This is a genomic window from uncultured Sphingomonas sp. (assembly GCF_937871615.1).
Taxonomy (GTDB): domain Bacteria; phylum Pseudomonadota; class Alphaproteobacteria; order Sphingomonadales; family Sphingomonadaceae; genus Sphingomonas.
Genome location: NZ_CALMPA010000045.1, coordinates 62,828 through 89,324 on the forward strand (window position 1 = coordinate 62,828; position 26,497 = coordinate 89,324).

A 26,497-nucleotide genomic window follows, 5' to 3' on the forward strand; every position below is an offset into this window, starting at 1 on the left:
CTTAGCGCGTCTTTGAACCCGAACGCAAAGATGCTGCGCGATAACCGCCGACGGGACCGATACAGCGCCGGGCAAGCGAATACCTCTCAAACATCCCGACCGCTTGTCCTCTCCCGCGAAGCGAGTAGCGTTGCGCGCATGACGCGATCGGACATTGTCGCCGGCGTTTCGGTGGCGGGATTGCTGCTTCCCGAGGCGGTGGCCTATGCCAGTATCGCCGGGCTGGAACCGGCGCGTGCGATCGTCGCCGCGATCGCCGGGTGCCTCGCTTATGCGGTGTTCGGGCGGAGCCGCTTCGCGATCGTGTCGCCGACTTCCTCGTCCGCCGCGATTCTGGCGGCGGCGCTCGCCGCCATGCCGGGCGACGCGGCATTGCGCGCCACACTGGCGACGGTGGCGGTGGCCTTCGCCGGCATATTGTTCCTGATCGCGGCGGCGCTGCGGCTGGGGGCATTGACCAGCTTTATCGCGCGCCCTGTGCTGCGTGGTTTCGCGCTCGGGCTCGCCATCACCATCATCCTGCGCCAATTGCCCGCGATCACCGGGGTGGAGATTGGCGGCGGCAATCTGCTGAAGCTGATCGGGGGGATATTCGGAAACATCGGCGAATGGCATGGCGCGAGCGTCGCCACGGGCCTGATCGCGCTGACGCTGCTGCTCGCGCTGCGCCGCATCAGGGGGATGCCCGCCGCCTTCGTCGTGCTGGCGCTGGGCGTCGCCGCATCATTATTGTGCGATCTCCCCGCGCATGGGGTGAAGACGGTCGGCGAAATCGTCATCGCGCCGCATCTGCCGAGCATCCCGGATCTGACTTTCGGGCAGGCGTCGCGGCTCGCCCAACTCGTCGTGCCGCTGGCGTTGATCCTGTTCGCCGAAAGCTGGGGCACGATGCGCGCGCTCGCGCTGCGTCACGGCGACACGATCGACCCCGATCGGGAACTGGCCGCGATCGGCGTGTCGAACCTCGCCGCGGCATTAGTGCAGGGTATGCCGGTTGGCGCCGGCTTTTCCGCCGGCTCGGCGAGCGAGAGCGCGGGCAGCGGCTCGCGCTGGACATCGGTGTTCGCCGGGCTCGCGCTGGCGGCGCTGGCATGGCTGGGCCGACCGGCGATCGCGCATTTGCCGGATGCTGTGCTGGCGGCGGTGGTGATCGCCGCCCTCACCCACGCATTGTCACCCGCGCCATTTGCGCATCTGTGGAAAATCGGTCGCGACGAAATCGTCGCCTTCGCGGCTGCCGCGTCGGTGCTGGCGTTCGGCGTGCTCGATGGGATGCTGGTGGCGATCGGCCTGTCGCTCGCCGCGCTGATCCAGCGCATGGCCGCGCCCTATGTCGCCGCGCTCGGGCAACTCGACGGCGGCCACGATTTCGTCGATCTCGCGCGCCATCCGGAAGCGAAGGCGGTGCCGGGCGTGACGATCCTGCGCCCCGCGCAACCATTGTTCTTCGGCAACGCGGAGCGCGTGTTCGGCACGGTGGAGCGCAGGCTCGGGGGCGATCGCGCGCTGGTGCTGAGCCTTGAGGAAAGCAGCGATTTCGACAGCACCGCGCTCGATTGCCTGATCGAATTCGACGGAAAGCTGAAGCGGGGCGGCATCCGATTGCAGCTTGCGCGCGTTCACGATCACATCCGCGATCTATTCCGCCGCGCGGGGCAGGAAACGTTGATCGCCCGGAGCAGCTTCAGCGTCGCGGATGCGGTGATGACGATCAGAGGGAATGGTAATGCAGGAATGTCAGCCCTTTCTCCGTCCAACCCCGATCACGGACCTGCGCCCGACGCAGATGACCGTCGGCCTGCGTGAGGTCGCGCGCAAGCGACGCGACTGGGAGGAGCAATCCAGGGGCGCCGACGAGGCATTCCTGTCCCACCACCTTGTCCCCGCCGTGATGGGGCCAAAGCAGCGGCCCTGGCTGATCGACAACCACCACCTCACGCTCGCGCTGCACGATGCCGGCCAGAAAACCGTGCTGGTGCATATCGTCGCCGATCTGAGCCACCTGCCGCACGACATGTTCCTGACGGTCATGGACAATCGCAACTGGCTCCATCCTTTCGATGCGAAGGGCGTGCGGCAACCGGCGGAGGATCTGCCGAAGAAGGTGACGAAGCTGATCGACGATCCCTATCGCTCGCTCGCGGGCGAGCTTCGGCGGGCGGGCGGCTATGCCAAGGACGACACGCCTTTTTCCGAATTCCTGTGGGCGGATTATTTGCGCCGCCATATCAAGCCCGCGCTCGTCGCCGGCGATTTCGACGCCGCCGTGAAACAGGCGCTGAAGGCGGCGCGCAGCGCCGATGCGTCATATCTTCCCGGCTATGCCGCGCCGCACGGCTGATACGCGTTGAACCCGCCGTGCCATCATCGCATGAAGCCATGATGAGATTGCTGATCGTCGAGGACAATATCGAGCTTGCGCATGCGATGGCCGACGCGTTCGCGCGCCGCCATATGCATTGCGACATCACGCACGATGCGGGCGATGCGGAAATCCTGATCCGCACGACGCGCTACGCGCTCATCATCCTCGATCTCGGCCTGCCCGACGAGGACGGACTCGATCTGCTGCGCCGGCTGCGCACGGCGCGCCACAGCGAACCGATCCTCGTCGTCACCGCGCGGGGCGAGGTGGAAAACCGTATTCGCGGGCTGAGCGCCGGGGCGGACGATTATATGTCCAAGCCGTTTCATTTCGACGAGCTTCACGCCCGCGTGCTCGCGATCCTCAGGCGCGATTCGGGATATAAGGATCGCCTGTTGCGTGCCGGCGGGCTGGAGCTGGACACCGAGGCCCGGCAATTCCGCGTCGACGGCGCGCCGCTGGAATTTTCGGTGCGCGAGGGGGAGTTGCTGGAATTGCTGATGCGGCAGCTCGATCGCGTGGTGCCCAAGCGTGTGCTTGAGGATCAGTTGTTCGGCGCGGGCGATTCGCTCGGATCGAATGCGGTGGAGGTTTATATCCACCGCATCCGCCGCCACCTGAAGGATGCCGGGCTGGCGCTTACCGTGCAGACGGTGCGCGGCGTTGGCTACATGCTGCAAACCAACTGAACATCGTCCTCAGCGCGCCGTCACCGGCGTGCCACATGCCTGAAACAGCGCTACCGTATCGGTGAGCCGCGCGGCGACCGCCTGAATGCGCTGGACCGACGCCTGCGATGCCGCCGACGATGCACCGCGCAGCGCCAGCGCGCCGACCGCGCCAAGCTCCATCTGCCGCCGCGTCATCGCCAGCGTGCGGCTCGCGGCGACATCCGCGCGGGTCGCGGCATCGAGCGCGGCGGCATCGTTGCGCAGGCCGGAAAGCGCGTCGTCCACATCGAGGAACGCCTGCAACGCCGCGGCGCGATATTGCGCCTTGGCGGCATCGAGCGCCGCCTCCGCCGCGCGTTGCTTGTGGCGCAGTTCACCCGAATGGAACAGCGGCTGGGTAACCCCGCCGATCAGCGCGAAGAACGGATTGCCGCTCGCGAACATGTCGAAGAAGCGCGTGGAGGAGCCCCCCGCCGCGCCGCTGAGCGTGATCGCGGGCAGGCGCGCGGCGATGGCCGCGCCTACATCCGCTGCGGCGCCGCGCATCTGCGCCTCCGCCGCGCGCACATCCGGTCGATGCGCGACGATATCACCGGGCAGCGAAACCGGCAGATCGGTGGGCAGATGCAAATCGTCGATCGTCGGGAGATCGGGCAGCGCCGATCCCGCCGGTCGCCCGAGCAAGGTGAGGATCAGGCCTGCCTGATGATCGCGTTGCCGCTCCAGCGCCGGCAGCGTCGCCTCGACATTGGCAAGAACCGTCTGCTGCGCGGCAACGTCCACCAGCCCGACCTCGCCCAGCACACGGCGGCGTTCAAGCATTGCGACGAGCGCGCGATCATCCTCTATCGCCTTGCGCGTGGCGGAAACCTGCGCATCGAGCGCAGCGCGCTCGATCACCGCGACGACGAGATTCGAGACCGCCGATATCCGCGCCGCATCCAGCCGATGCGCCGCGACCTCAGCCGCCGCGCGCGCCGAACGCACCGCATTGCGCCCCGTGCCGAACAGGTCGAGCGGATAGGCCACCGTCACCTGCGCGGTATGGAGCGTATAGAGCGTGAGCGCCTGATCGTTGAGCGGCGGCGACAGCACGTTCGAAACGCGTGTGCGCTCCGCCTGATAGCTCGCATCGAGCTGCGGCCCCTGCGCTCCGCTGGTGACGCGCGCCTGTTCCCGCGCCTGCCGGAGGTTCGCGTCGGCGGTCGCCAGATCCTCATTGTGCGCGAGCGCCAGTTGCACCAGCGCATCGAGCTTCGCGCTTCCGAACGCCTGCCACCAGCGATCGAGCGCGGGGGCACCGACCTCAAGCCGCTGCGCCGCGCCGCTGACGGGCTCGATCGTCGCGGATGCGCGCGCGGGCGGGAGCGGCACCTGCGTGCCAGGATGCGCAGGGGTGATCGTGCAGCCCGCCAGCAGTGCGGCCAGCGCGGATATCGAAAGAACGCGCATCATGCCGGCTCCATCGGCGTCTCATCGGCGTCGTCATGGCGCACCTGATGAATAACGCCGCCTGTATGGCGGGAAAAGCGCGCGATCAGCACCGGCAGGACCATCATGATAAGGATCGGCGCCAGCGTCATCCCGCCGACCACGACCAGCGCGAGCGGCTTCTGCACCTGGCTGCCGATGCCCGAGGAAACGGCGGCGGGCAGCAGGCCGATCGCGGCGGCAAGACAGGTCATCACCACGGGGCGCAGGCAATGGCGCACCGTCACCGCGATCGCATCGTCGCGGGCCAGCCCCTCGTTGATCTGGGCGTTATAGGTGGAAACGACGAGGATACCGTCCATCACCGCGATGCCGAACAGGGCGACGAAGCCGATCGCGGCGGAGATGCTGAACGGCGTGCCGGTCAGCGCCAGCGCCAGCACCCCGCCGATCAACGCCATCGGGATCACGCTGAATGCCAGCATCGTATCGCGGATCGAACCGAAATTGGCGAACAGCAGGATGAGGATCAGCAGCAGGCTGATCGGCACCACGATCTGAAGGCGCGCCACCGCGCTGGCGAGATTGCCCAGTTCGCCCGCCCATTCGAGGTGATAGCCCGGCGGCAGATCGACATGTTTCGCGATCCGCGCCTTCACCTCGTCCACCGTGCTGCCCAGATCGCGGCCACGCACGCTGAACTTGATCGGGACATAGCGTTCCTGATGCTCGCGATAGATGAACGACGCGCCCGACGTGAGGCGGATCTTCGCCACTTCGGATAGCGGCACCTGGATCATGCCGTTGCCGCTGGGTGATGGCGCGCCGACGGTGATGCGATTGAGCGCCTCGATATCGTTGCGCTGCGTGGGATCGAGCCGCACGACGATCGGGAAATAGCGATCGGTGTCCTTCTCATAAAGGTTGGCGGTGGATTGCCCGCCGACCGCCGCCGCGATCGTCTGGTTGATATCGTCGGGCGCGAGGCCGTAGCGCGCCGCCGCCACGCGATCTATGTCGATGCGGACGGTGGGCTGACCGAGCGAATTGGATACGCCAAGATCGGCGATGCCGCGCACCTGCGCCATCTGCGCCTTGATCTGCGCGGCGATCTTTTCCAGCGTTTCCAGATCGTTGCCAAACACCTTGATAGAATTGGCGCCCTTCACGCCCGAAGACGCCTCATCGACATTGTCCTGAATATATTGCGAGAATTCGAAATCGACGCCGGGGTATTTGGCCTGCAATTTCTGTTGCAGTTCGGCGGTGAGCTTCTCCTTGGTCGCGCCCTTCGGCCAGTCCTCGGCGGGCTTCAGCGGCGCGTAGAATTCCGCGTTGAAGAAGCCGGTGGCGTCCGTTCCGTCATCGGGGCGGCCATGGGTGGAAACCACGCGCTCCACCTCCGGTCGATCGGCGATGATGCGGCGGATGCCGTTGACCACCGGCTGCCCCGCCTCAAGCGAGATCGACGCGGGCAAGGTGCCACGGATATAGAGGTTGCCCTCCTCCAGATGCGGCAAGAATTCCACGCCCAGCGCCCGCACCGCGAACAGCGAGGTGGCGAGCGCGAGGCTGGTGACGCCCACCGTCAGCACGCGATTGGCGAGCGCGAACGACACCGCCGGCTCGGCCAGCCGCTTCAGGTGACGGACCACCCATGTATCCACCTCGGCCAGCTTGTCCGGCAGCAGCAGCGCCGACAATACCGGCGCGACGGTAACCGCCGCGACCAGCCCGCCCGCGATGGCATAGGCATAGGTCTTTGCCATCGGGCCGAAGATATGCCCCTCCACGCCGGTAAGCGTGAACAACGGCAGGAAGCTCGCGATGATGATCGCGGCGGCGAAGAAGATGCCCCGGCTCACATCGTTGGAGGCGTGGAGGATCGCGGAGAAGCGGTTGGCGTTGCTCGCGTGGATGCGGCCGCTGCCGATATCGTGCGATCGCTCCACCATCCGCCGGAAGATCGCTTCCACCATGATGACCGCCGCGTCGACAATCAGCCCGAAATCGAGCGCGCCGAGCGACAGCAGATTGGCGGATTCCCCCTCCAGGATCAGCACCAGCACCGCGACCGACAGCGCGAACGGGATCGTCACGGCCACGATCAGCGCGCTGCGCAGATTGCCGAGGAACAGCCATTGCAGGATGAAGATCAGCGCCACGCCGGCGACGAGATTGTGCATCACGGTGTGCGTGGTGACGTTAATCAGGTTCGAGCGGTCGTAGATGCGCTCCAGCCGCACGCCGGGCGGCAGCACCCCGCCAGCGTTGATCGTCTCCACCTCTTTCTCGACCGCGCGGATCGCCGGCATCGACTTGGCCCCGCGCTGCATCAGCACGATTCCCATGACGATATCGTCGTCCTTGCCGTCGCCAGCGATGCCGAGGCGCGGCATGTTGCCGATCCTCACCGTGCCGACATCGCGCAGCAGGACGGGGACGTTGCCCGCCATGCCGACGAACGTATCGCGGATCGCATCGACCGACTGGATCAGCCCCACCCCGCGCACGATCGCGGCCTGTTCGCCGAAATTCACGGTCTGGCCGCCGACATTGCCGTCGCTCTTGCCGATCGCCGCCAGCACCTGCGACACGGTGATGCCGTGCGCGATCAGCCGGTCGCGATCGAGTTGCACCTCATAAGTGCGCAGCTTCCCGCCCCAGCCGGTGACATCAACCACGCCGGGCAGCCGCTTGAAGCGGCGTTGCAGCACCCAATCCTGCAATGTCTTCAGGTCCATCACCGAATAGCCGGGCGGGCCGACCACGCGATAACGATAGATCTCCCCGATCGGGCTGGTCGGCGAAATCGTCGGCTGCGCGCCGTTCGGCATCGGCGGGATTTGCGAGAGGCGACCGAGCACAAGCTGCTCCGCCTCGCGGAAGGTCACGTCGTAGCTGAACTGGATCTTCACGTCGGAAAGGCCGAACAGCGAGATCGAGCGCACCGCCTTGATATGCGGCAGGCCGGCGATCGCCACCTCGATCGGTGTGGTGACGTTGCGTTCCATCTCCTCGGCGGACGTGCCGTTGCTTTGCGTCAGCACTTCCACCATCGGCGGAACGGGATCGGGATAAGCCTCGATATTGAGGTTCGCGAAGCCGACCGCGCCGGCCATGATGAGGCCGACGAGCAGCGTCAGCACGAGCATCCGCTGGCGCAGCGCCAGCTCTACCAGCCGGTTCATTGATCGAGGCCCGCCTCGTTCACGAACAGCGCGCCCGCCGTCACCACGCGATCGCCGGGCTTCAGGCCACTGGTGATGCGGGTAAGCCCACCCTCGCTCGGCCCGGTGGTGACCGTGCGCGCATAGAGCAGCTTGTCGCGCCCCTCGATCCACACGCGCGCATTATCGCCTTCATGGATCACCGCGGACGCGGGCACGAGGATCGCATTACCCCCATCCGACTGCCGCCGGATCGTGAACGAGGCGAACATCTGTGGCTTGAGCGCACCGTCCGGGTTGCTGATCGACGCGCGCACCGGCAGGCGATGGCTGTTCGGATCGAGCGCCGCGCCGACATTGTCGATCCGTGCGTCGAATGTGCGGCCGGGCAACGCGGGCGTCGTCACCCGCACCTGATCGCCGACCCGCACCGATGCGGCATCGCCCTCCGCCACCTGCGCGATCAGCCACACGCGCGAGGGATCGGTGATCGTCAACAGCGGCGTGCTGCTGCCGGCGGTGATGAACTGGCCCGGCACGACGCTGCGATCGGCGATCAGGCCGCCCACCGGCGCGCGATAGAGCGTCGCGGGATGCCCCGCCGGCCCATCCCCGTCGCCGCGCCGCCCGAAGATCGCCAGATGGTTCTGCGCCGCGCGGAGCGCGCTCTCGGCGGTGTTCAGCGCGGATTGCGCCGCCACCCGATCGGCCTCGGCCTGGGTATAATCCTTCTGCGCGCCACCGGCGGTTTCGAAAATCGCTTTCTGCCGCGCGGCATTCGCGGTCGCGACGCGCAGCGCCTCCGCCGCTGTCGCGCGCTGGGCGGTGGCGGCTTGCAGCGCATTGCGCGCATCGACCATTTCGGGCGAGGCGATGCGGAGCAGCGGCTGCCCCTGCGTGACCCGCTGGCCCGGCTCGACATAGACCGCCATGATCTGCCCGGAAAACGGCAGCAACACCGGCGTGCTGCGATCGCCGTCCACCGCGATCGCGCCGCTCGCGCGCACCAGCATCGCATCGGCACCGCTCCGCACCGACGCGATGGTGAGTTGCTTCAACTGCTCCGGCGTCGGCCTGAACGCGCCCGCGGGCAATTTTTCCGGCGGCGCCGGGTGGGTGGCGAACAACATGCGCCCGCCCGCGACGAGCAGCAGCAGCCCGACCAGCACGGCGAACACGAGCGCGATCAGCCGCATCTGCCCGCTTCGGCTGATCGAGCGGCTCTGCGGCAAAGGCGCAACAGTATCGAATATGTCGGTCAAAGCGCCCTGCCCGCTATCAACTGATGTTATCGCCCGCCGAATGGTGAGCACATTTCGGGCGCTCTATCCACCATCGCTTACACGGACATTACGCCAGCCACGGCCATGTGACCATGCGTGGAACAGAAGTGGAGTAAGGCCGGCGTAAGCAAGAAGGCGCATAATGAAGCGCATCAGCACGTGTCCGGAAATCAACTCGCGTCGACGCTGGTGGGAGAAACTGCCGTGACGCCATCGCTCAGCCGCTCGCTCATCCTGTCCGCCGGGGCGCTGGCGCTGATCGCGGGGGTGACGTTCGGGATATTGCATTTCGCGCCCGCGCATCCCTTGCTGTTGTTCGTCTCGATCGCGCTCGCGTTTGTCGTCATCGCCATTGTCGGCGGGCGCGGGCCGGGGCTGGCGGGCGTCGGGTTCGGCGCGATTGCGCTTGCCTTCGCGCTGCCCGGCGAAGGGCTGGCGGTGCCCGATCCCACCAACGCGCTGGGGCTGATCGCCACCGTGATGCTCGGGCTGCTTGTCTCATGGTTCGCTGGCCGCGCGAAACGCGAACACGAGTTGCTGACCGGCGAACTGCGTTTCGCGCAAGCCGGACAGGCGCGTTACACCGCGCTGCTGCGCGAATTGTCGCATCGTCTGGCGAATGATCTTTCGATGCTGGTTTCCGCCGCGACGATGACGGCGCGACAATCGAGCACCCCCGAAACGGCGGCGGCGATCGACAGCATCGTTTCCCGCATGGTGGTGCTCGGTCGGGTCTATCAGCGCCTGCGGATCGACGAGGCGACCAGCGAGCGGGTGGATCTGAGCGCCTTCCTCGGCAATTTATGTGACGACATGCGGCTGACGCGCTTCAACATGCGCCCGATTTCGCTGCGTTTCGAAGCGGACAAATGCGCCGTGCCGCTGTCTCAGGCCGTGATCGTCGGGCTCATCACCAATGAATTGCTGACCAATATCGCCAAACACTCCTACCCCGACGATCGCCCCGGCAATGTCGCCGTGCGCCTGCGGCCACACCCGTTCCGCCCGGACGCGATGCAATTGACCGTGAGCGACGACGGCATCGGCCTGACCGCCACGCCAGTGAATGAGGGGCATATGGGGCAACGGCTGATCGCAGCCCTCGCCTCCCAGCTTGGCGGGGATATCGCGCTTGCGCGCCGCGAAGGGAGAACGATCGCAACCCTTCACTTCCCGCTGGGAAGCGGCAGATATGACGGATCAATCGCTGACGACGCGCCGTAACGCCCCAGTCGTGCGCAGCGCCGCCGCGAGCGGAACATCCGCTGACGGCATCGGCAATGCGGCGAGCGAATCCGTATCTTCCCAGCGCAACGCCGCCGCCTCCAGCGGTTGCGGCGATCCCGCCCAGCGTCGGCAGCGGTAGAGCATCAGGATCATCTGTCGTTCGCCACGCGGTTCGCTGGCGAAAGTCACCGGCGCAAGATCGGCCGGCGCGACCGTGATGCCCAGTTCCTCGCGCAACTCCCGGCACAAGGCCGCTTCCGGCGTCTCGCCGCGCTCGATCTTGCCGCCGGGGAATTCCCACAGGCCGGCCAACGCCTTTCCTTCGGGGCGCTGCTGCACAAGCACTCTGCCGGCCTCATCAACAAGCGCGGCGGCGACGACGAGAAAAAGTTCGATTCCGGGCGCCATGTCGACTTTTCGTTAAGGCTGATCTGCCATCTTTACCTCATGTTGCCAAAGTGGCCATCACGCCCTGTACGCAAACGCAGTGCTCGCACGAGCCTGTGGCGTGATCGTCGCGGGGCGACCGCGATCGAATATGGCCTGATCCTCGCCGTGATCGTGATCGCGATGATCGCCAGCTTGATGGAAGTGGCCTCCGCCACCACCGACATCTGGAACAATGTCAGCACCAAAGTGACGAAGGCAAGCTGACTTCTTTCGCCATGCCGACAAAGATTTCCCCGCTTTAAACATTCCTCAACCTCAACATTCTATCGATTCGTGTGCTGAATGAGGGATCCTCGATTCAGCCGGGTGACTGAAGCTTTGGACCAGCATTGGAGATCGAATATGCAGAAGATCCGCACTTTCCTGAAGAATTCCAAGGGCGCCACCGCGATTGAATACGGCCTGATCGCCGCGCTCATCGCCGTCGCCGCGATCACCGCGATGTCGAACCTGGGCGGCAAGCTGACGACCACGTTCAACAATGTCTCGTCGAACCTGAAGTCTTCGTAAGCTTCAGCGTTTCAACACGAAAAAGGGGCGGCGAACTTCGGTTCGTCGCCCCTTTTTCGTACACCAGACTAGCTTTCGGAACCGCCGCAAAGCACACGCCCGTATGCGGCGATATCCACATTGCCGCCGGACAGGATCACCAGCACGCCGGGTTCCGGCGCGACACGCCCCGCCAGCAGCGCCGCCAGCGCCACCGCCCCGCCGGGTTCCACCACGAGTCGCAGGTTTTCCGCGGCCCAGCGCTGCGCGGTCGCAATTTCTTCCTCGCTTACGGCAACGCCCTTCGCATCGCGGCGCGCCAGCACGTCGAAGGTCAGCGGGGACACCTCCTTCGTCTGAAGCGCGTCGCAGGCCGTGGACGGCGGATTCGGGCCGACCGGCTCGATCCAGCTCGCTTCCAGGCTTCGGGTCATGTCGTCCCACCCGGCGGGTTCGACGATGGTGATTCGCGCCTCGGGCAGCGCGAGCGCAATGCCTGCCGCCAGCCCGCCGCCGCCGCACGGCACGATCGCGTGAGCCGGTGCGCCAAGGCCGGCCTCAACCATCTGTCGCGCCGCCTCGATCGCGGTGCTTCCCTGCCCTTCGATCACCCACGGATCGTCGAAACTGGGCACCAATGTCGCGTTGCGCGCCGTGGCGAGTTGCCCGGCGATCAGTTCACGACTGCCGGTCGCCCGGTCGTAAGCCACCACTTCCGCACCCAGCGCGAGCGTCGCCTCCCGCTTCGCGCGCGGCGCGTCGGCAGGCATCACGATCGTCGCCGCGATTCCCAGCCGCCGCGCCGCCCAGGCGATTCCCTGCGCGTGATTGCCGGATGAGAAGGCGACAACGCCACGCGCGCGCGCTTCCGCGTCCAAAGCGGTCAGCCGGTGCCACGCCCCACGGATCTTGAACGCCCCGATCGGCTGCAACGATTCCGCCTTGAAGGCGACATCAATCCCATTGATTTCATGCACGAATAACGGCGTCGGCGGGAGGATCGCGGCGATCTTCGCCGCTGCGTCGCGCACCCCGGCACGGGTTGGCTGGCGTACAATTGTCACGGTCGAACCTGCATCATCTGAATCCACTTTACATTCAGGGCCAGCGACCCTAACTCGCCCATCCGCTGCCCCATGGGACTTCCAACCGCAAGGCAGCTTTTTTCGCTCGACGCCGCAAGGCAATTGGAGGTCCCTTGAGTTGCACCAGCATCATAGCGCGCTGGGGCTAGCCGCCCCCTCGATAGTTTCCGCCACCAATGCCGGCGGAGCCATTGACATTGCGAAGCGGGCGCCGGTTCAGCCGGTGACGCTGATCCGTCCGCACGCCGCCGCGCGGGCCGCCCGCTTCTTTTCGGAGAAGTTTCCGGGCCGCTCGATGTATGCGGTGAAGGCGAATCCCAGCCCCGAGCTGATCGCCACGCTGTTCGAAAACGGCATCACGCATTTCGATGTCGCCTCGATCGCGGAGGTGCGGCTCGTCGCGCGCGCCGCGCCCGGCGCCACGCTTTGCTTCATGCACCCGGTGAAGGCCGAGGAAGCGATCGCGGAGGCATATTTCACGCATGGCGTGCGCGTGTTCAGCCTCGACAGCCTTGAGGAACTGGACAAGATCGTCCGCGCCACCCGCAACGCCAGCGATCTTACGCTGTGCGTCCGTCTGCGCGTGTCGTCGGAGCATTCCAAGCTCAGCCTCGCGTCGAAGTTCGGCGTTCCGGCACATGAGGCAAAGCCGCTGCTGATGGCGGCGCGGCAGGCGGCGGATGCGCTTGGCATCTGCTTCCATGTCGGCAGCCAGGCGATGACGCCGGACGCCTATGCTGAGGCGATGGAGCGCGTGCGCCACGCGATCGTCGATGCGGCGGTGACGGTGGACGTGATTGATGTCGGCGGGGGTTTCCCCTCCTCCTATCCGGGGATGGAACCGCCCCCGCTGGAGCGTTATTTCGAGACGATCCACCGCGCGTTCGAAAGCCTGCCGGTCAGCTATTCGGCCGAACTGTGGGCGGAGCCGGGCCGCGCGCTCTGCGCCGAATATAGTTCGGTGGTGGTGCGCGTCGAAAAGCGTCGCGGCAACGAGCTTTACATCAACGACGGCGCTTATGGCGCGTTGTTCGATGCGGCGCATATCGGCTGGCGTTTCCCGGTCGCGCTGTTGCGCGAACCGGAATCGACCGTGCGCGATCACCCCTTCTCGTTCTACGGCCCGACCTGCGACGATCTCGATCATATGGCAGGCCCGTTCCTGCTCCCGGCGGACGTGCAGGCCGGCGATTATATCGAGATCGGGATGCTCGGCGCCTATGGCGCGGCGATGCGCACCGCGTTCAACGGCTTCGGATCGGACGAGACGATCATCGTCACCGACGAGCCGATGGTCTCGCTCTACATGGATGGCGTGCGCGAGGTCGCGAACAACGTCGTAACATTGTAATAGCCGCAAGGCAGGCTTTCGGGCGACGATGCGTTCCGCGCGCATCGTCGCCCCTGGGGTTTCCGCGTCCCCTTGAATGACGACGGCATCGTATGCGGGAGTTTCCCATGACCGACACCTTGACCAAGACCGCCGCGGCCAACGCGCCGATCAATGACAATCGCAAGGCCGAACTGCTGTCGAAGCAGGTCAAGCACATCGACATCAAGAGCTTTGACGCGCGCCCGATCGTCGATGCGATGGCCGACATGAGCTTCACCAGCCGCGATCTCGGCCGCGCCACCAGCATCTACAACCAGATGCTTGGCGACAAGGATTGCACCGTGGTGCTGGTAATCGCCGGCTCCACCTCGGCTGGCGGCTGCATGGATCTCTATGCCGAACTGGTGCGCAACAAGATGGTCGACGTGGTGGTCGCCACCGGCGCGACGATCGTTGACATGGATTTCTTCGAGGGCCTCGGCCACAAGCATTATCAGGCGCTTGAGGTGCCGGACGATGACACGCTGCGCTCGCTCTACATTGATCGCATCTACGATACCTATATCGACGAGGAACAGCTTCAGGATTGCGATTTCACGATCAACAAGATCGCGAACGAACTGGAGCCCAAGGCATATTCCTCGCGCGCGTTCATCCGCGAAATGGGCCGCTATCTCGCCGAGCATGGCAAGAAGGAGAACAGCCTCGTCAAGCTCGCTTATGAGCATGACGTGCCGATCTTCTGCCCGGCGTTCGTGGACAGCTCGGCGGGCTTCGGCCTCGTCAAGCATCAGGTGGACAATGCCAAGGCGGGCAAGCCCTATCTGATGATCGACGCGGTGGCCGATTTCCGCGAACTGACCGATATCAAGATCGCGGCGGGCACCACCGGCCTGCTGATGATCGGCGGCGGCGTGCCGAAGAACTTCATCCAGGACACCGTCGTCTGCGCGGAGATCCTCGGCCACGAGGATGTCGAGGTGCATAAATATGCGGTGCAGATCACCGTCGCCGATGTGCGTGACGGCGCCTGCTCCTCCTCCACGCTGCAAGAGGCGGCAAGCTGGGGCAAGGTGAACACCGGCATCGAACAGATGGTGTTCGCCGAGGCCGGCTCGGTCATGCCGCTGCTGGCGTCGGACGCCTATCATCGCGGCCTGTGGAAGGATCGCCCGGAACGTCGCTGGGCAAAGCTGTTCGCCTGAGCGGCACGCGGCCAGCGCAAGCTGGCCGCGAGACCGCGAAAGGCCGGCCGGCGCGGCCACCTGCCGCGTCCGACGTCATGGGATTCACTCCCATGACGGCCCAGAAGCCCCTCCCCGACAGGGAGGGGTTTTTTGCTTTAGCCGAACAGCCCCGCCAGGCTCTTTTCCAGCATGACGAACTGCCACAGCGTCCGGCCATGTTCCTCGCGGCCTGTGCGGTGCGCCTCGGCGAGCCGCGCGAGCCGATCGAGATCGAACCAGCCGGTATCGCCCAGCCTGCGCGATTTCGCCAGCGCCGCCGCCTGATCGGCCAGCGCCCCGCGAAACCATGCGCTGACCGGGGTGACGAAGCCCATCTTCGGGCGATAGAGAATCTCGCGCGGGAGATAGCGCTCCATCGCCTTCTTCATCAGCCATTTCCCCTCGCCATGCCGCAACCGCATCGACGCGGGGAGCCGCGCGGCGAATTCGACCAGGCGGTGATCGAGCAACGGCTCGCGCGCTTCCAGGCTCACCGCCATGCTGGTGCGATCGCTCTTGGTGAGGATATCGCCCGGCAGCCAGATCTTCATGTCGGCATATTGCGCGCGGTCCAGCCCATCGCGCGCCGGCGCGTCACGCATCGCGGCGACATAGCGATCCTCCGCCCGATGCCCGGCAAGCGCGCGGCGCGCGGCATCGGTGAACAATTGTCGGCGCAGCGCGGGCGTGGTGACGCCGACCGCCTGGGCATAGGCCTCCGCCCCGTCGCCAGCGAGTGCGAGCAAGGTGGTCTTCGCGCGCAGCGGGCGCGGCGCCCAATCCGCCTTGGGATAGAAGCGCCCCAGCGTCCCGAACAGGCCGGCGCGCAACCCCGCGGGCAGCAACCCGCGCACCCGCTCCTCCGCCGCGTGGAAGCGATAGCGGCGATAACCGGCGAACGCCTCGTCCGCGCCATCACCGGAGAGCGCGACCGTCACCTGTTCCCGCGCGAGCGCGCACACCTGCAGCGTCGCAAGCGCGGAGGCATCGGCGAACGGCTCGTCAAAGGCGTGAGCGAGCGGGTCGATCAACCCGAAGTCGCTCGCATCGACGATGCGCGCGCGGTGATCGGTCGCGAACCGCTCGGCGATGATGCTTGCGTAACCGCGCTCGTCATGGCCGGCGGCGGTGAAGCCGATCGTGCAGGTCTTCACCGCCTGCGTCGACGCCTCCGCCATCAGCGCGACCACTGCGGAGCTATCCACCCCGCCCGACAGGAACGCGCCGAGCGGCACATCCGCCACCATCCGCGAGCGCACCGCCTCGCGCAGGTGCGCGCGCAGTTCCTCCTCCAGCGCGGCGGGCGTGCCCGATGCGCGATCGGCGAAGGACACGTCCCACCATTGGCGCGGCGCCGGAACCGGCTTGCCACGCTCGACCAGCAGGAAATGACCGGCGGGGAGTTTCTTCACCCCCGCGACGATACAGGCATCGTCGGGAACGTAGCCGAATGCCAGATAATCCTCGATCGCTGTCACATCCGGCGCGCGGCGCAGCAGGGGATGCGCGATGAGGCCCTTCAGTTCGGAAGCGAAGGCAAGCGCGCCATCGGCCAGTTCCACATAATGGAGCGGCTTCACCCCCAGCCGGTCCCGCGCGAGGAACAGCGTGTTCGCCCGCGCATCATGGATCGCGAAGGCGAACATGCCGATCAGCCGATCGAGCATCGCCGGCCCCCATGCGGCCCATGCCGCGAGCAGCACCTCGGTATCGCCGTCGCTGTGAAACGCCCAGCCGCGCGCGCGCAGTTCCTGCCGCAGCGCGCGGTAATTATAGATCTCGCCGTTGAACACGATGGACAGCGCGCCGTCAGCGCCGTGCATCGGCTGCGGCGAGCCTTCCACGTCGATGATCGAGAGCCGGCGATGCCCAAGGCCAACGCCCGGCGCGGTCCACACGCCCGAGCCATCCGGCCCGCGATGCGCCATGACATCCGCCATCGCGCGCACGCGCGCCGGATCAACCGGCTTGGGCGTTCCCGGATAATATAGCCCCGCGATGCCGCACATCAGCGCGCCGCCGTCACGCGATCCGCGACGCCGCCGATCGGCCCGAGCGCCGCGAGAAAACGCTCGATCGAGGCACGCGCGTCGCGCCCTTCCGCCGACAGATGGATCGCGACCGCCGCCTGATCGCCGCCCAGCAGCCTGGCCCTGAGCGTGGCGAATTTCACGATGACATCTTCCCCGGTTACGATTCCGCCGGCGCGATACCATGATGCGACGATCCGCTCCACCGGGCCGGGCGCGGTGATCCGCATCGCGCTGCCGCCGGAAAGGCCCGGTACGTCGGAAACGCGCACCCACACGTCATTCTCGCGCAGCACCCCGGTGCCGAACGCGGCGAGCTTCTTGCCCTCACGCTGGCTGGCGAACACCGCGATCGCGATATCCACCGCATGGCCCTCAGCATCCATATAACGCCCGAACAGATAATGATCCGCCGCGGGGTAATGAGGTTGCCATGGCGCGCGCCGGCTGAGCGGGGCGCGATGCCAGCCCGGCACCTCCGGCAGCGCGATCCGGTCCGGCAGCGTGGCAGCGCGCGCGGCGATCGCGGCGCTCCATCCGGCGAACAGTCCTGCGGTCGCCAGCACCAGCGCCGCCGCGGGAAGGAGCGCGAGCCGATGACGGATCGGGTGCGCCAATGTCGCCGGATCGAACGCGGGATCATCCGGCGCGCGATCAAACCAGCGCCAGCCGATCGCCATCACCAGCGCCATCACGACGCCGAAGAACAGCCAGCCATAGACGATATGATCGAACCCGGTCGCCCGCTCGATCGAGGTGAGATGCGCGGCATAGATCGTTCCGAACGCGCGAATGCCGTTGGCGATCACCGGCACGATCAGGCTGACGACAAGAAACACCGCCCGCCGCCGCCACGAGGCGAAGCAGACATTCGCGACCAGCACGCCATAAGCGAGCATGGCGATGACGAACTTCGCGCCCGAACACGCCTCCGCCACCTCGAAATAATAGCGCCCGGCGTGGATCAACACGCCGTCCACCACCGCCGGCACGCCGAACAGGTGGAGCAACGGCAGCGTGATCGCCACCGTCACCTGCTGCAATGGCGGCTCCAACGCCTCGCCGAACGGCACGAGGAAAAAGGCGTAGCACAATGGAAACAGCAGCCCGCGCGCCACATTCGCGCCGAGCAACGTCACCACCGCGCCTTGCAGCATCATCACCAGGCCGAGCTGGCGCGCGAAAGCCACCCCCGCCGCATCGCCGAGCAGCCAGCCGAACCCGCCCAGCGCGACGATCGCCAGCCCCGGCCACCACGCCTGCGGCTGCAACACGGCCAGTTCGCGCCGCCTGACCCACACCAGCCAGGCGACGACCGGCCCGATGAACAGGCAATGGCCGAAGGTGGTGCTGGTCCACCAGATCGACACGAGATGAAACAGATCGTCGTGAAAAACGGTGAGGATCAGCGCGGCCACCAGCGCCAGCGCGATCAGCGATCCCCGCCACGTCTGCCGTCTCGCGGGTGCGGCCACCGCCGCTTGGGCCATTGCCAGCGTCATGCCGCCACGCGCGGCGCCGGCGCGATCCCGATCAACTCGTCCAGCGGCGCGAGTGCCGCGGCCCAGTCATAACGCGCGATCACCCGTGCGCGCGCCGCCTTGCCGAGCGCAGCGGCAGCATCCCGATCGCCGAGCAGCGCATTGACGGCGGCGACAAACCCATCCGCATCGCCCGCGACACGGATCGTGCCGTCATGGTCGATCCCTTCCGCGGCGGCTGCAGATGCGACGACCGGGCGCGCCATCGCCATCGCCTCCAGCACCTTGTTCTGAATGCCGCGCGCCAGCTTGAGCGGCGCTACCACCACGCTCGCCGCCGCCAGCCAGCCGCGCACATCGGCCACTTCGCCCGTGACGATCACCCGCTCCCCCGCCAGCGCGCGCACCTCCGCCGTGGGCGCGCGCCCGACGATCGCGAAGCGGGCGCCGGGGATGCGCGGCAGCATCTCGCGCGCGAACCAGATCACCGCATCAATATTCGGGCGGTAATCCATCTGCCCGGTGAAGACGATGAGCGGCCCCTGCCCCACCACCGGCACATGCCGCGCGCCGGGATCGTAATGCGCGGTATCAATGCCGTTCTCGATCGCGATGCTGCCGGGGAGCAATGCCGCTTCCGCCGCGCTCACGAACAGGCGGGCATCGACGCGCCCCGCCACCTCGCGCTCGAACGCCGAGAGCAGCCGCGCCTCGCGACGCATCATATAACGGGTCAGCCCACGCGCATCCCCGGCATAGGCCGCGAACTTGGCCGAATCGAGATCGACGAAATCCATGATCGCGCGCGGCCCGGAAACGGGGAGATATTGCGCCATCTGCCCGGAAAAGACGTAGATCGCGTCGATCGGGCGCCGCGCGAGGATATCGCGCACCGCCGCCGCGACACGGTGATGCGCGAAGGCGGTGAGCGACAGCGGCTGCGCCGTCGCCAGCGCCTCGATCGCGGCACGCGCGCGCGATTTGGTGCGCGGAACCACGACGCATTCGTCAACCAGCGCGCGATATTCCGGCGCCGGCACCAGATCGCGCGGATCGTCCGCGAACGTCACCAGATGCACACGCGCGCGCGCGGCGAGGTGGCGCAGCACATGATAGCTGCGGATCTTGTCGCCGCGATCCGGCGGGAACGGCACGCGATGCGCGAGGAACAATATCTCGTTCACCCCAGCCCCCGGCTGATCCACGGGCCGATGAAATTGGCGATCGGCAGCGGCAGTTTCCGCCACGTCCGCACCATCAGCGCATATTTGGGGTTGAGCGGATTTATCTCGCGCGCCGCCCCTTCGCTCCACCGCGCATAAGCGAGCGGCTCGCCTTCGAACCCCCAGTTCTTCTTGAACGCCGCCGCGCCCGTGCTTGCCTTGGAGCGCCCGAAATCGAAACGGGTGCAGCCGCGCGCCCGCGCATGTGCCATCAGCGCGAAATACATCCGGTCGTTGGCGCGCAGCGCCCGCGCCGCCGCCGTGCCGCCGCCCCAATAGGGATAGACCGTTCCGTTGAAATACAGGCTGAGCACGCTCGCCACCGCACGGCCCTTGTGGCGCACGGTCAGCACGTCCGCATCCATCGTTTCCAAGACCGCGCGAAACAGCGCGCGCGGGAAGACCGGCGTGCCGAGATTGCGGACCGATTCGGCATAGACCGCATAATGCTCGCCCGCGTGCTCCACGCCGCCGGTCATCACCTCCAGATCGTTCGCCAGCGCCTTGCGCACCTCGGCACGCTGCTTGCGCGGGATCGCCTTCAACTCCGCCTCGTCATCGCTCGCGAGCGGGCGAACGAAGCCGAGATAGGTGGCGTCGTCTGTCGCCCAGCCGCGCGGCGCCGCGCCTCCACGCAGTTCGACCGAAGGCAACCCAAGCGCGCGAGCGGCGGTGGCGAGCGCCTCGCCGCCCTCCCCCAGCGCCCCGCCATCGACCGCGAAACCGGCCGAGACCAGCGCGTTGCCGAATAACCGCGAACGCATCTCGGTCAGCGGCAGCACGCCGACGATCGCGCCGCCGCGCTCGGCCAGCAGATAGCGCGCGCGCTGGCCGCACCCACGCTCCACCGCCCGGCTCCAGGCGGGAAGGTGGAATGGCGTCGCATCGGGCCGTGCGCGGACGAAGGCATCAATCGCCGTATCGTCCGCCGGCAGCGCCTCGCGCACCGCGATCGCCAGTCCGCCTTCCGCGTTCATCGCGCCGTGCCGTTCGTCGCGATCGCGTCGATCCGCCCCCATTGATGCCGCGCGACAAGCCCGCGCAGCTTGCCCGCCATCGCGCCAAGCCGGCTGTAATGGCGCAGCCTGGAGCGGATCGGCGCGTTCGCGACCCGTGGCTGTCCGGGATCGACCTCCCATGGGTGGAAATAGAAGATCGCCGGCTGCTTCTCGCCGTTCACCTGCCGCACCGCGAAATCGGTGAGCGCGGACGGCAGCAGCCGAAAGAATCCGCCCCCCGTCGCCAGCCGCCGCCCGGCGATTTCCGCCACCGTGACGGGCAATTCGATCAACGCCGCGTCCGCCAGCGGGCGCCATGCGTAGCGCGGGCTGTCACGCCAGCCATAATGATCGTGCACTACGGGCGCGACGCTGGAGGAATAGGCATAGCCTTCCTCCGCCAGCACCTGATGCGCCCATGGCGTGCGCGCGTCGATCGAGAAGCTCGGCGCGCGATAGCCCGTGACGGCGACGCCGCCCGCATCCTCCAGCGCGGCGCGGGTGCGGCGCAGGTCGTCGCGAAACATCGCCGCGTCCATCGTGAAGACGCGCGCATGATCCCAGCCGTGGCTGGCGATCTCATGCCCCTCGGCCACGATGCGGCGGATCAGCGCGGGATGGCGCGATGCGACCCAGCCGAGCGTGAAGAACGTCGCCTTCACGCCAGCCTCGGCGAACAGATCGAGCACCGTGCCCGTATTGCGCTCGACGCGCGATTCCAGGCCCTCCCAGTCGCTGCGCGCGATCGTCCGCTCGAACGCGCCGACCTGAAACCATTCCTCGATATCGACCGACAAGCCGTTGATAACACCCATGTCAGGCAGCGGCGCCGCGCACCGCCTCCAGCCGGGATGCGGGCGGGCCAACCTCATTCTCCACCCAGTCAACCAACAGGGTGAGCACGCGGCGCAGCGCGGCATCCTGCTCCTCGATCCGCGCTTCCAGCGTGGCGATGCGCTGGGCGAGCACGGCTGCATCCTCGCGCGTGATCGCGTCCGCCGGCGCGGTGGATGGTGTCGCGGTCGGCAGATCGCGAACCGCATCGGCCTGCACCTCCTCGATCAGCGCGGCGTCGATCAGCGTCGCGCCGAGGATCGCGGCGTGGAGCATCACGCGTCCCATGAGCTGGTTCACCCGGCGCGGCACGCCGCCGGTAATCTGGTGGAGCAACGGAAAGGCATCGTCCGCGAAATCCGGGCTTCCCCGCCATCCGGCGATCTGGAGCCGGTGGCCGACATATTCGGCGATCTCCTCCGCCCCCATCGGATCGAGGTGATGGATCGCGATCACCCGCTGGCGCAATTGCTCCAGCGCTTGCGAGCCGTGCAGCCGCTCGCGGAACTCGGGCTGGCCGAGCAGGAATATCTGGACGAGCGCCCGCCCGCCGGCCTGGAAATTGGACAGCATCCGCAGTTCCTCGACCGCGGAGATATCCAGCGCCTGCGCCTCGTCTACGATCAGCAGCGTGCGCCGCCCGGTGCGCGCCACCGCGTTCAGCCCGCGCTCGATCACGGTGAGCAGTTCGGCCTTGTTGCGCGGCGCATCGGCAACGCCAAGCCCGGTGGCGACGATCCGCAACAGATCGTCCGCCTCGATCGCACTCGACACTAGCGAGATGACGTTGAGGTCCGCCGGATTGATCCGCGAAGTCAGATGGCCGACCAGCGTTGTCTTGCCCGCGCCGATATCGCCGGTGATGACGATGAAGCCCTCGCCCTGCGCCAGCCCATAGCCGAGATATGCCATCGCCTTGCGATGCGTGGCGCTGTCGAACCAGTATTTCGGGTCCGGCGTGAGCTGGAACGGCCGTTCGCTGAGGCCGAAATGATCCTCATACATCTTGCGAGGCTCCCTGATTTTCGTGCTCCCGCGCCATCAGAACGTGTACCTCGCCCCAAGGAGCCCCTGCGCCGACCACTGGCTGTCGAAACCGCGCTGATCGTATGTGTAGATGCCGAGCGAGGCGATCGTGCCGATGCGCCCGAAGCGACGCTGATAGCTCCCGGTGAGGCCGGCACCGAGCACGCCCTGCATCACCGCGATGTTGCTGTTATAATAATTCACGAACAGATTGGCGTCGATTTCCGAAACCGGGCTCAGCGCGCGCGCGTAGAAAAGCTGCGCGTAATAGCTCTCGTCATTATCGCCGAGGATGCTGATGCCCGGCGCGGCGGGCGGCGCGTAGAGCTTGCGATTGGCATAGCCGAAGCCCAGCCCGAGCCGCGTCACGCCAAGCGTGCGGGAATAGACCACGTCCACGCCACGCGCGCGATAGACGGCCGTGGTTACCGACTGGAACGCGCTGTTGAGGCATCCGCCCGCGCCACCCGTGGCCGGTTGCGCCGCGAACACGCAGCCGGCGAACTGCTGCCCGAACGGATCGGCCTGCGTCTCGAAACTGGTCGGCAGCGAAGCCAGGCCATCGCGGAGCTGGCGCCCGAACGTGCTGATCCCGTCGTAAACCACCGCGCGCACCGCGCTGTCCGGCGACATGCGCCACGCAAGCGATCCGAAATAGGTTTCGCCGCCGTAGCGATAACCGGCATTGGCCTGCAATTCGAGCCGCGCGGAGGGGCGCCACACCACGCCCGCGTCATAGATCAGCCCATCGGTGTTATAGGCGATGCGGCGCGGCGAAGCGGGATCGGTGACGAAGCGCCCGTTGCCGTCCAGCACCGGATTGCCGTTGCCGTCGATCAGCGGATCGCGCTGGGTCGAGCGTATCTTCTCATAGCCCGCGCCCGCACGCAGCGCGACCGTGCGGCTGACCGGCTGAACCACATCGACGCGCGCGAACTCGCCCTCGTATCGTTGCGAAAGCTGGCTGGCGAAATCGCGCTCCAGCGCACCGCTCAGCGTGATGCCGAACGGCGCGATCCGCCCCGCGCCGACGCCGATCGAGGCCACCGCGAGATGGCTTGTCGAATCATCGAAATAGTCGAGCCGTGGCGCCCCCGGCGCGATGCCGGTGAAGCCGGGCACCTCGACCTTGGTATAACCGAAGCGATAGCCGAGCATCACCTGCGCCGGGCCGGCGCTGGTGGTGTATTGCGGGCCGAGATAGACGGAATAGACGTTCGACACATTGGCCGAATTGTCGCTGAACAGCCCCGGCGCCGCGCCGCGAATGTCGGCGCGGGTGCGGGTCGCGAGGGCGCCCGCATCAATCGAGAAGCCCGGCGCGAGCTTTACCGAGCCGCGCGCGAGGCCGGAAACCATGTCCACGTCGGCCAGATTGCCGTTCCACGGAATGCGGCGCTCATAACGCGCGCTGATCTGCCCTTCGGCACGGCGGCCTGAAATGCCCGCCTCCACGCCGACGGCCACCTGGGTCCAGGTCACGACATCGTCGTTGGTCAGATCGGCGCCGATCGCCTGCCCGAGTTCGACATAGGGCGCGACATATCGCGTATCGGCAAGCGCCGGCGAAGCGATCATCACCGCCCCTAGCGACGCGGCAAGGAGACCCCGCCTCATCATCATTTCCCCTGCCCGTAATAGCTGCCGAACCGCCCGCGGTGCGGCTCGTAGGAGGTGGCGTTCAACACCAGGCTGATGTGTTCGCAGCCGTCGAGCAGCGCCACCGCTTCGCGCACGTCGCTATCCGTCGTGCGATCGGCGCGCACCACCAGCATCACCTGCGCGACGAGCAGCGCCAGCACCGATGCCGGCGAGGCGGCAAGCGCCGGGGGCGAATCGAACACGATGATCCGGCGCGGATCGGCGGCCAGCAACTGATCGAGCACCTGCGCGGTGCGCACGCTGGCGAGCAATTCGGTATCGGCGTGGCTGCGCGCGCCCGCCGGCAGCAGCGAGAGTTGCGGCACGTCCGTCTTCAGCACGAACGCTTCCGGATCGAGCGTCTGATCGCTGATGATATCGAGCAGCCCGGTCGAATCATCCAGCCCGAGCGAGGCCATGACATCGGGCTTGGCGAAATCGGCATCGACCAGCAACACCTCGACATCGCGTTCGGCGGCGAGGCTGATCGCGAGATTGATCGCGCAGAAAGTCTTGCCCTCGCCCGGCTTGCCCGATCCGACGAGGATCGTGCGCGCGCGGCGCTCCGGCGCGCCCGCCGCGATCGTCCGCGCATTGAGCAGCAACTGCCGCTTCACCATGCGGAATTCCTCGGCGAGTGCGCCCACCGGGGCGCCGGGAACGAGCATCCCCTTCCCCGCCAGCATCGCCCGATCAATATGCGCGACGCCGGATGGATTCTCCCATCCGTCATCGTCGGCCTGCACGGCGAAATCGCGCAATTCCAGCGGGATCGCAGCCAGCGTCGCCGCCACTTCGGGCGACATGGTCATCGCGCCCGGCGGCGGCGCGGGCGCGTCATCCAGGAACGTGTGAGCCGGAAGCCCCGGCGCGGTTTCCTCCGCTTCCTGTGCCTGCGCCTGCGCCTCCCGCGTGGCAGCACGATCGGCGCGGCGCACGCGGAATTGCGCATCGAAATCATATATTTGCGCGGCGCGCTCGATCAGCGATCCTTCGCGCGGGGCGGATGATTTGCTCATGCCGTCATCCCCCGCTGAACCATCTCGACGCCGAGCAGGATGATGTAACTCGCCAGCAATGCAGCGGTGCCGCCCGCCAGCCATTTCAGCTTCTTCGCGCGATCCTCGGACTGGGCACGCGTCACCATCTCGCCGATTGATCCGATCACCGCCATCCCCGAAGCCTTTTCCAGCCGCTGCGCCGTCGGGAAGGTTCCCTGTACCTGGCCCAGCGCGAAGGCCGCGCCCAGCCCGCCGAGCAACCCGGCGGCGAGCACGCCGGTCAGCAGCAACGGGCGGTTCGGCGCGGTCGGCGTGCGCGAGCTGGTCGGCGGGTCGATCACGCTGAATTTCACCGCGTCGGTCTGCGTCTGCGCCTGGCTGTGCAGCGCCACCTGCTCGCGCTGGACGAGCAACTGGTCATACTGATCCTTGAGCACGCTGTAATTGCGGTCGATCCCGCCCTGCTCCGCCGCGACCGCCGGATCCTGCGCCAGTTTCGCGTTGAGCGTATCGAGATCGGATTGAAGCTGGCGCTTGCGCATCACCAGCGCGGTTACGGCGGCCTGCCGGTCCGCGCGCATCGACTGGAGCGAGATATAGGCGGGATTGTCCGCCGATGCCGCGCCTGCCGATGCCGGTTCGTTGCGGGCATCCGCCTGCGCCTGCGCAAGCTGCGCCTTCAGCGCGACGACATCCGGGTGGTTATCAGTATAACCGCGTGATCGCGCATCGGCGAGCTGGCCCTGGATCGCCGCGAGGCGCGCGCGCGCCGGCCCAATGCCCGGCGCGGGGCCGGCGCCGGGGATGTTGCGCGGCGTCCCAGACATCTGGCCGCTCAACGCCGCAAGATTGGCCTGCGCCGCGGCAAGATCGCTGTCGACCTGCCCCATTTGCGCGCGCGCGGCGCCGATCCGGTCGCTGACCGATCCGGTGCCCGGCAGCGAGCCGAGATAGCGGTTCTGGAAATTGGCGCGTTTAACCTCCGCGTCCTGAAGCTTGGCGCCGAGCGACTGAAGCTGCGAATCGAGGAACTGGAGTGTCTGCGCGCTCTGGCTGCGATCGTCCGACAGATTCTGCTCGACGAACAGGTCGATCAGCTTCTGCGTTATCTGCCGCGCGAGATGCGGCGTGGAGGCGGTGGTGACGATCTCGAACAGATTATCCTGTTGCGCGGTGATCTTGATCGCATTTTGCAGCCCCGCGACGCGATCCGCGATCGCGCGATCCGTCGTCGCGCCCTGCGCCAGATCGGTGCCACGCACCACCTTGGTAAGGTTCACTGCGGAAGTCAGCGTCTGGCGCACCGTATCAATATCGCGCGTCTGATCCCCTACAGCCGCGCCGTTCGCGCTGGTCGGCAATACCTGGCGCACCTGCACGAAGATGCGCGCGTGGCTTTCGTAGCGGCTCGGAATCTGGCTGACGAACAGCCAGCCCAGAATGCAGATGCCCCACGCCACCGCCAGCGCAAGCCAGCGGCGGGTCCACATCATGTGGGCGGCGATCCGTATCTCCTCAAGCAATCCCGACACG

Annotated in this window: 22 protein-coding genes; 8 read left to right on the forward strand and 14 right to left on the reverse strand. The window is 66.8% G+C overall.

Annotation, left to right across the window (positions count from 1 at the left end; translation table 11 throughout):
• Window positions 1-138: 138 nt before the first annotated feature.
• Genes Q0316_RS11815 through Q0316_RS11825 form a run of 3 tightly spaced genes read left to right on the forward strand, consistent with a single transcriptional unit; the run spans window position 139 to window position 3,054 of the window.
• Window positions 139-1,806, forward strand: coding sequence for a SulP family inorganic anion transporter (locus tag Q0316_RS11815; RefSeq protein ID WP_298672646.1), 1,668 nt, complete (start codon window positions 139-141; stop codon window positions 1,804-1,806).
• Complete coding sequence (locus Q0316_RS11820) at window positions 1,787-2,341, forward strand: ParB-like protein (protein ID WP_298672648.1); 555 nt, start codon at window positions 1,787-1,789, stop codon at window positions 2,339-2,341. Before Q0316_RS11815 ends, Q0316_RS11820 begins: the two co-directional genes overlap by 20 nt.
• Window positions 2,342-2,382: 41 nt before the next feature.
• On the forward strand, window positions 2,383-3,054 hold the full coding sequence (locus Q0316_RS11825; protein WP_298672651.1) for a response regulator transcription factor: 672 nt from the start codon (window positions 2,383-2,385) through the stop codon (window positions 3,052-3,054).
• A gap of 9 nt (window positions 3,055-3,063) precedes the next feature.
• Here Q0316_RS11825 and Q0316_RS11830 read toward each other — a convergent pair whose 3' ends face one another.
• The 3 genes from Q0316_RS11830 to Q0316_RS11840 are packed head-to-tail and all read right to left on the reverse strand — an operon-like array spanning window position 3,064 to window position 8,833.
• On the reverse strand, window positions 3,064-4,491 hold the full coding sequence (locus tag Q0316_RS11830; protein ID WP_298672653.1) for an efflux transporter outer membrane subunit: 1,428 nt from the start codon (window positions 4,489-4,491) through the stop codon (window positions 3,064-3,066).
• The gene (locus Q0316_RS11835) at window positions 4,488-7,658 is read right to left on the reverse strand and encodes a CusA/CzcA family heavy metal efflux RND transporter (RefSeq protein ID WP_298672654.1); all 3,171 of its coding nucleotides are present in this window, start codon (window positions 7,656-7,658) and stop codon (window positions 4,488-4,490) included. The genes Q0316_RS11830 and Q0316_RS11835 overlap by 4 nt, the downstream gene beginning before the upstream one ends.
• The gene (locus Q0316_RS11840) at window positions 7,655-8,833 is read right to left on the reverse strand and encodes an efflux RND transporter periplasmic adaptor subunit (RefSeq protein WP_298672656.1); all 1,179 of its coding nucleotides are present in this window, start codon (window positions 8,831-8,833) and stop codon (window positions 7,655-7,657) included. The genes Q0316_RS11835 and Q0316_RS11840 overlap by 4 nt, the downstream gene beginning before the upstream one ends.
• A 291-nt stretch (window positions 8,834-9,124) precedes the next feature.
• On the opposite strand from Q0316_RS11840, the gene Q0316_RS11845 reads away from it, so the two are divergent.
• Window positions 9,125-10,144 carry a DUF4118 domain-containing protein gene (locus Q0316_RS11845; RefSeq protein WP_298672658.1) on the forward strand — a complete coding sequence of 340 codons (1,020 nt, stop codon included), beginning with the start codon at window positions 9,125-9,127 and terminating at the stop codon, window positions 10,142-10,144.
• On the opposite strand, the gene Q0316_RS11850 is transcribed toward Q0316_RS11845, so the two are convergent.
• Window positions 10,121-10,555, reverse strand: a complete 435-nt coding sequence (locus tag Q0316_RS11850) for a (deoxy)nucleoside triphosphate pyrophosphohydrolase (RefSeq protein WP_298672660.1) — start codon at window positions 10,553-10,555, stop codon at window positions 10,121-10,123. The genes Q0316_RS11845 and Q0316_RS11850 overlap by 24 nt on opposite strands.
• A 93-nt stretch (window positions 10,556-10,648) precedes the next feature.
• On the opposite strand from Q0316_RS11850, the gene Q0316_RS11855 reads away from it, so the two are divergent.
• A complete protein-coding gene (locus tag Q0316_RS11855) occupies window positions 10,649-10,801 on the forward strand; it encodes a Flp family type IVb pilin (protein ID WP_298673068.1) in 153 nt (50 codons plus the stop codon).
• A 138-nt stretch (window positions 10,802-10,939) separates the two neighbouring features.
• Window positions 10,940-11,107 (forward strand): Flp family type IVb pilin, encoded by a 168-nt coding sequence (locus tag Q0316_RS11860; RefSeq protein WP_298672661.1) that lies wholly within the window; start codon window positions 10,940-10,942, stop codon window positions 11,105-11,107.
• A 68-nt stretch (window positions 11,108-11,175) separates the two neighbouring features.
• On the opposite strand, the gene Q0316_RS11865 is transcribed toward Q0316_RS11860, so the two are convergent.
• A complete protein-coding gene (locus tag Q0316_RS11865; protein ID WP_298672663.1) occupies window positions 11,176-12,150 on the reverse strand; it encodes a threonine/serine dehydratase in 975 nt (324 codons plus the stop codon).
• Window positions 12,151-12,289: 139 nt separating this feature from the next.
• Here Q0316_RS11865 and Q0316_RS11870 point away from each other — a divergent pair, with 139 nt between their 5' ends.
• A complete protein-coding gene (locus Q0316_RS11870) occupies window positions 12,290-13,522 on the forward strand; it encodes a type III PLP-dependent enzyme (protein WP_298672665.1) in 1,233 nt (410 codons plus the stop codon).
• Between the two features lie 107 nt (window positions 13,523-13,629).
• Window positions 13,630-14,709: a deoxyhypusine synthase gene (locus tag Q0316_RS11875; RefSeq protein ID WP_298672666.1), complete on the forward strand. Its 1,080-nt coding sequence runs from the start codon at window positions 13,630-13,632 to the stop codon at window positions 14,707-14,709.
• Between the two features lie 137 nt (window positions 14,710-14,846).
• Here the strand turns inward: Q0316_RS11875 and Q0316_RS11880 are convergent, their stop codons facing one another.
• Genes Q0316_RS11880 through Q0316_RS11920 form a run of 9 tightly spaced genes read right to left on the reverse strand, consistent with a single transcriptional unit; the run spans window position 14,847 to window position 26,496 of the window.
• Complete coding sequence (locus Q0316_RS11880) at window positions 14,847-16,739, reverse strand: XrtA/PEP-CTERM system amidotransferase (protein ID WP_298672667.1); 1,893 nt, start codon at window positions 16,737-16,739, stop codon at window positions 14,847-14,849.
• Entirely contained in the window at window positions 16,739-18,262 is a 1,524-nt protein-coding gene (gene xrtA, locus Q0316_RS11885) for an exosortase A (RefSeq protein ID WP_298672670.1), read from the reverse strand. Before xrtA ends, Q0316_RS11880 begins: the two co-directional genes overlap by 1 nt.
• Window positions 18,259-19,425 (reverse strand): TIGR03087 family PEP-CTERM/XrtA system glycosyltransferase, encoded by a 1,167-nt coding sequence (locus Q0316_RS11890; protein WP_298673069.1) that lies wholly within the window; start codon window positions 19,423-19,425, stop codon window positions 18,259-18,261. Before Q0316_RS11890 ends, xrtA begins: the two co-directional genes overlap by 4 nt.
• Window positions 19,422-20,441 carry a FemAB family XrtA/PEP-CTERM system-associated protein gene (locus tag Q0316_RS11895; RefSeq protein ID WP_298673071.1) on the reverse strand — a complete coding sequence of 340 codons (1,020 nt, stop codon included), beginning with the start codon at window positions 20,439-20,441 and terminating at the stop codon, window positions 19,422-19,424. The genes Q0316_RS11890 and Q0316_RS11895 overlap by 4 nt, the downstream gene beginning before the upstream one ends.
• Window positions 20,438-21,277 carry an XrtA system polysaccharide deacetylase gene (locus tag Q0316_RS11900; protein ID WP_298672671.1) on the reverse strand — a complete coding sequence of 280 codons (840 nt, stop codon included), beginning with the start codon at window positions 21,275-21,277 and terminating at the stop codon, window positions 20,438-20,440. The genes Q0316_RS11895 and Q0316_RS11900 overlap by 4 nt, the downstream gene beginning before the upstream one ends.
• A gap of 1 nt (window position 21,278) precedes the next feature.
• Entirely contained in the window at window positions 21,279-22,301 is a 1,023-nt protein-coding gene (locus tag Q0316_RS11905) for an AAA family ATPase (RefSeq protein WP_298672673.1), read from the reverse strand.
• Between the two features lie 36 nt (window positions 22,302-22,337).
• Window positions 22,338-23,939 carry a hypothetical protein gene (locus tag Q0316_RS11910; RefSeq protein WP_298672674.1) on the reverse strand — a complete coding sequence of 534 codons (1,602 nt, stop codon included), beginning with the start codon at window positions 23,937-23,939 and terminating at the stop codon, window positions 22,338-22,340.
• Window positions 23,940-23,941: 2 nt separating this feature from the next.
• A complete protein-coding gene (locus Q0316_RS11915) occupies window positions 23,942-24,982 on the reverse strand; it encodes an AAA family ATPase (RefSeq protein ID WP_298672676.1) in 1,041 nt (346 codons plus the stop codon).
• Window positions 24,979-26,496, reverse strand: a complete 1,518-nt coding sequence (locus tag Q0316_RS11920) for an XrtA system polysaccharide chain length determinant (RefSeq protein ID WP_298672678.1) — start codon at window positions 26,494-26,496, stop codon at window positions 24,979-24,981. The genes Q0316_RS11915 and Q0316_RS11920 overlap by 4 nt, the downstream gene beginning before the upstream one ends.
• Between the last annotated feature and the right edge of the window lies 1 nt (window position 26,497).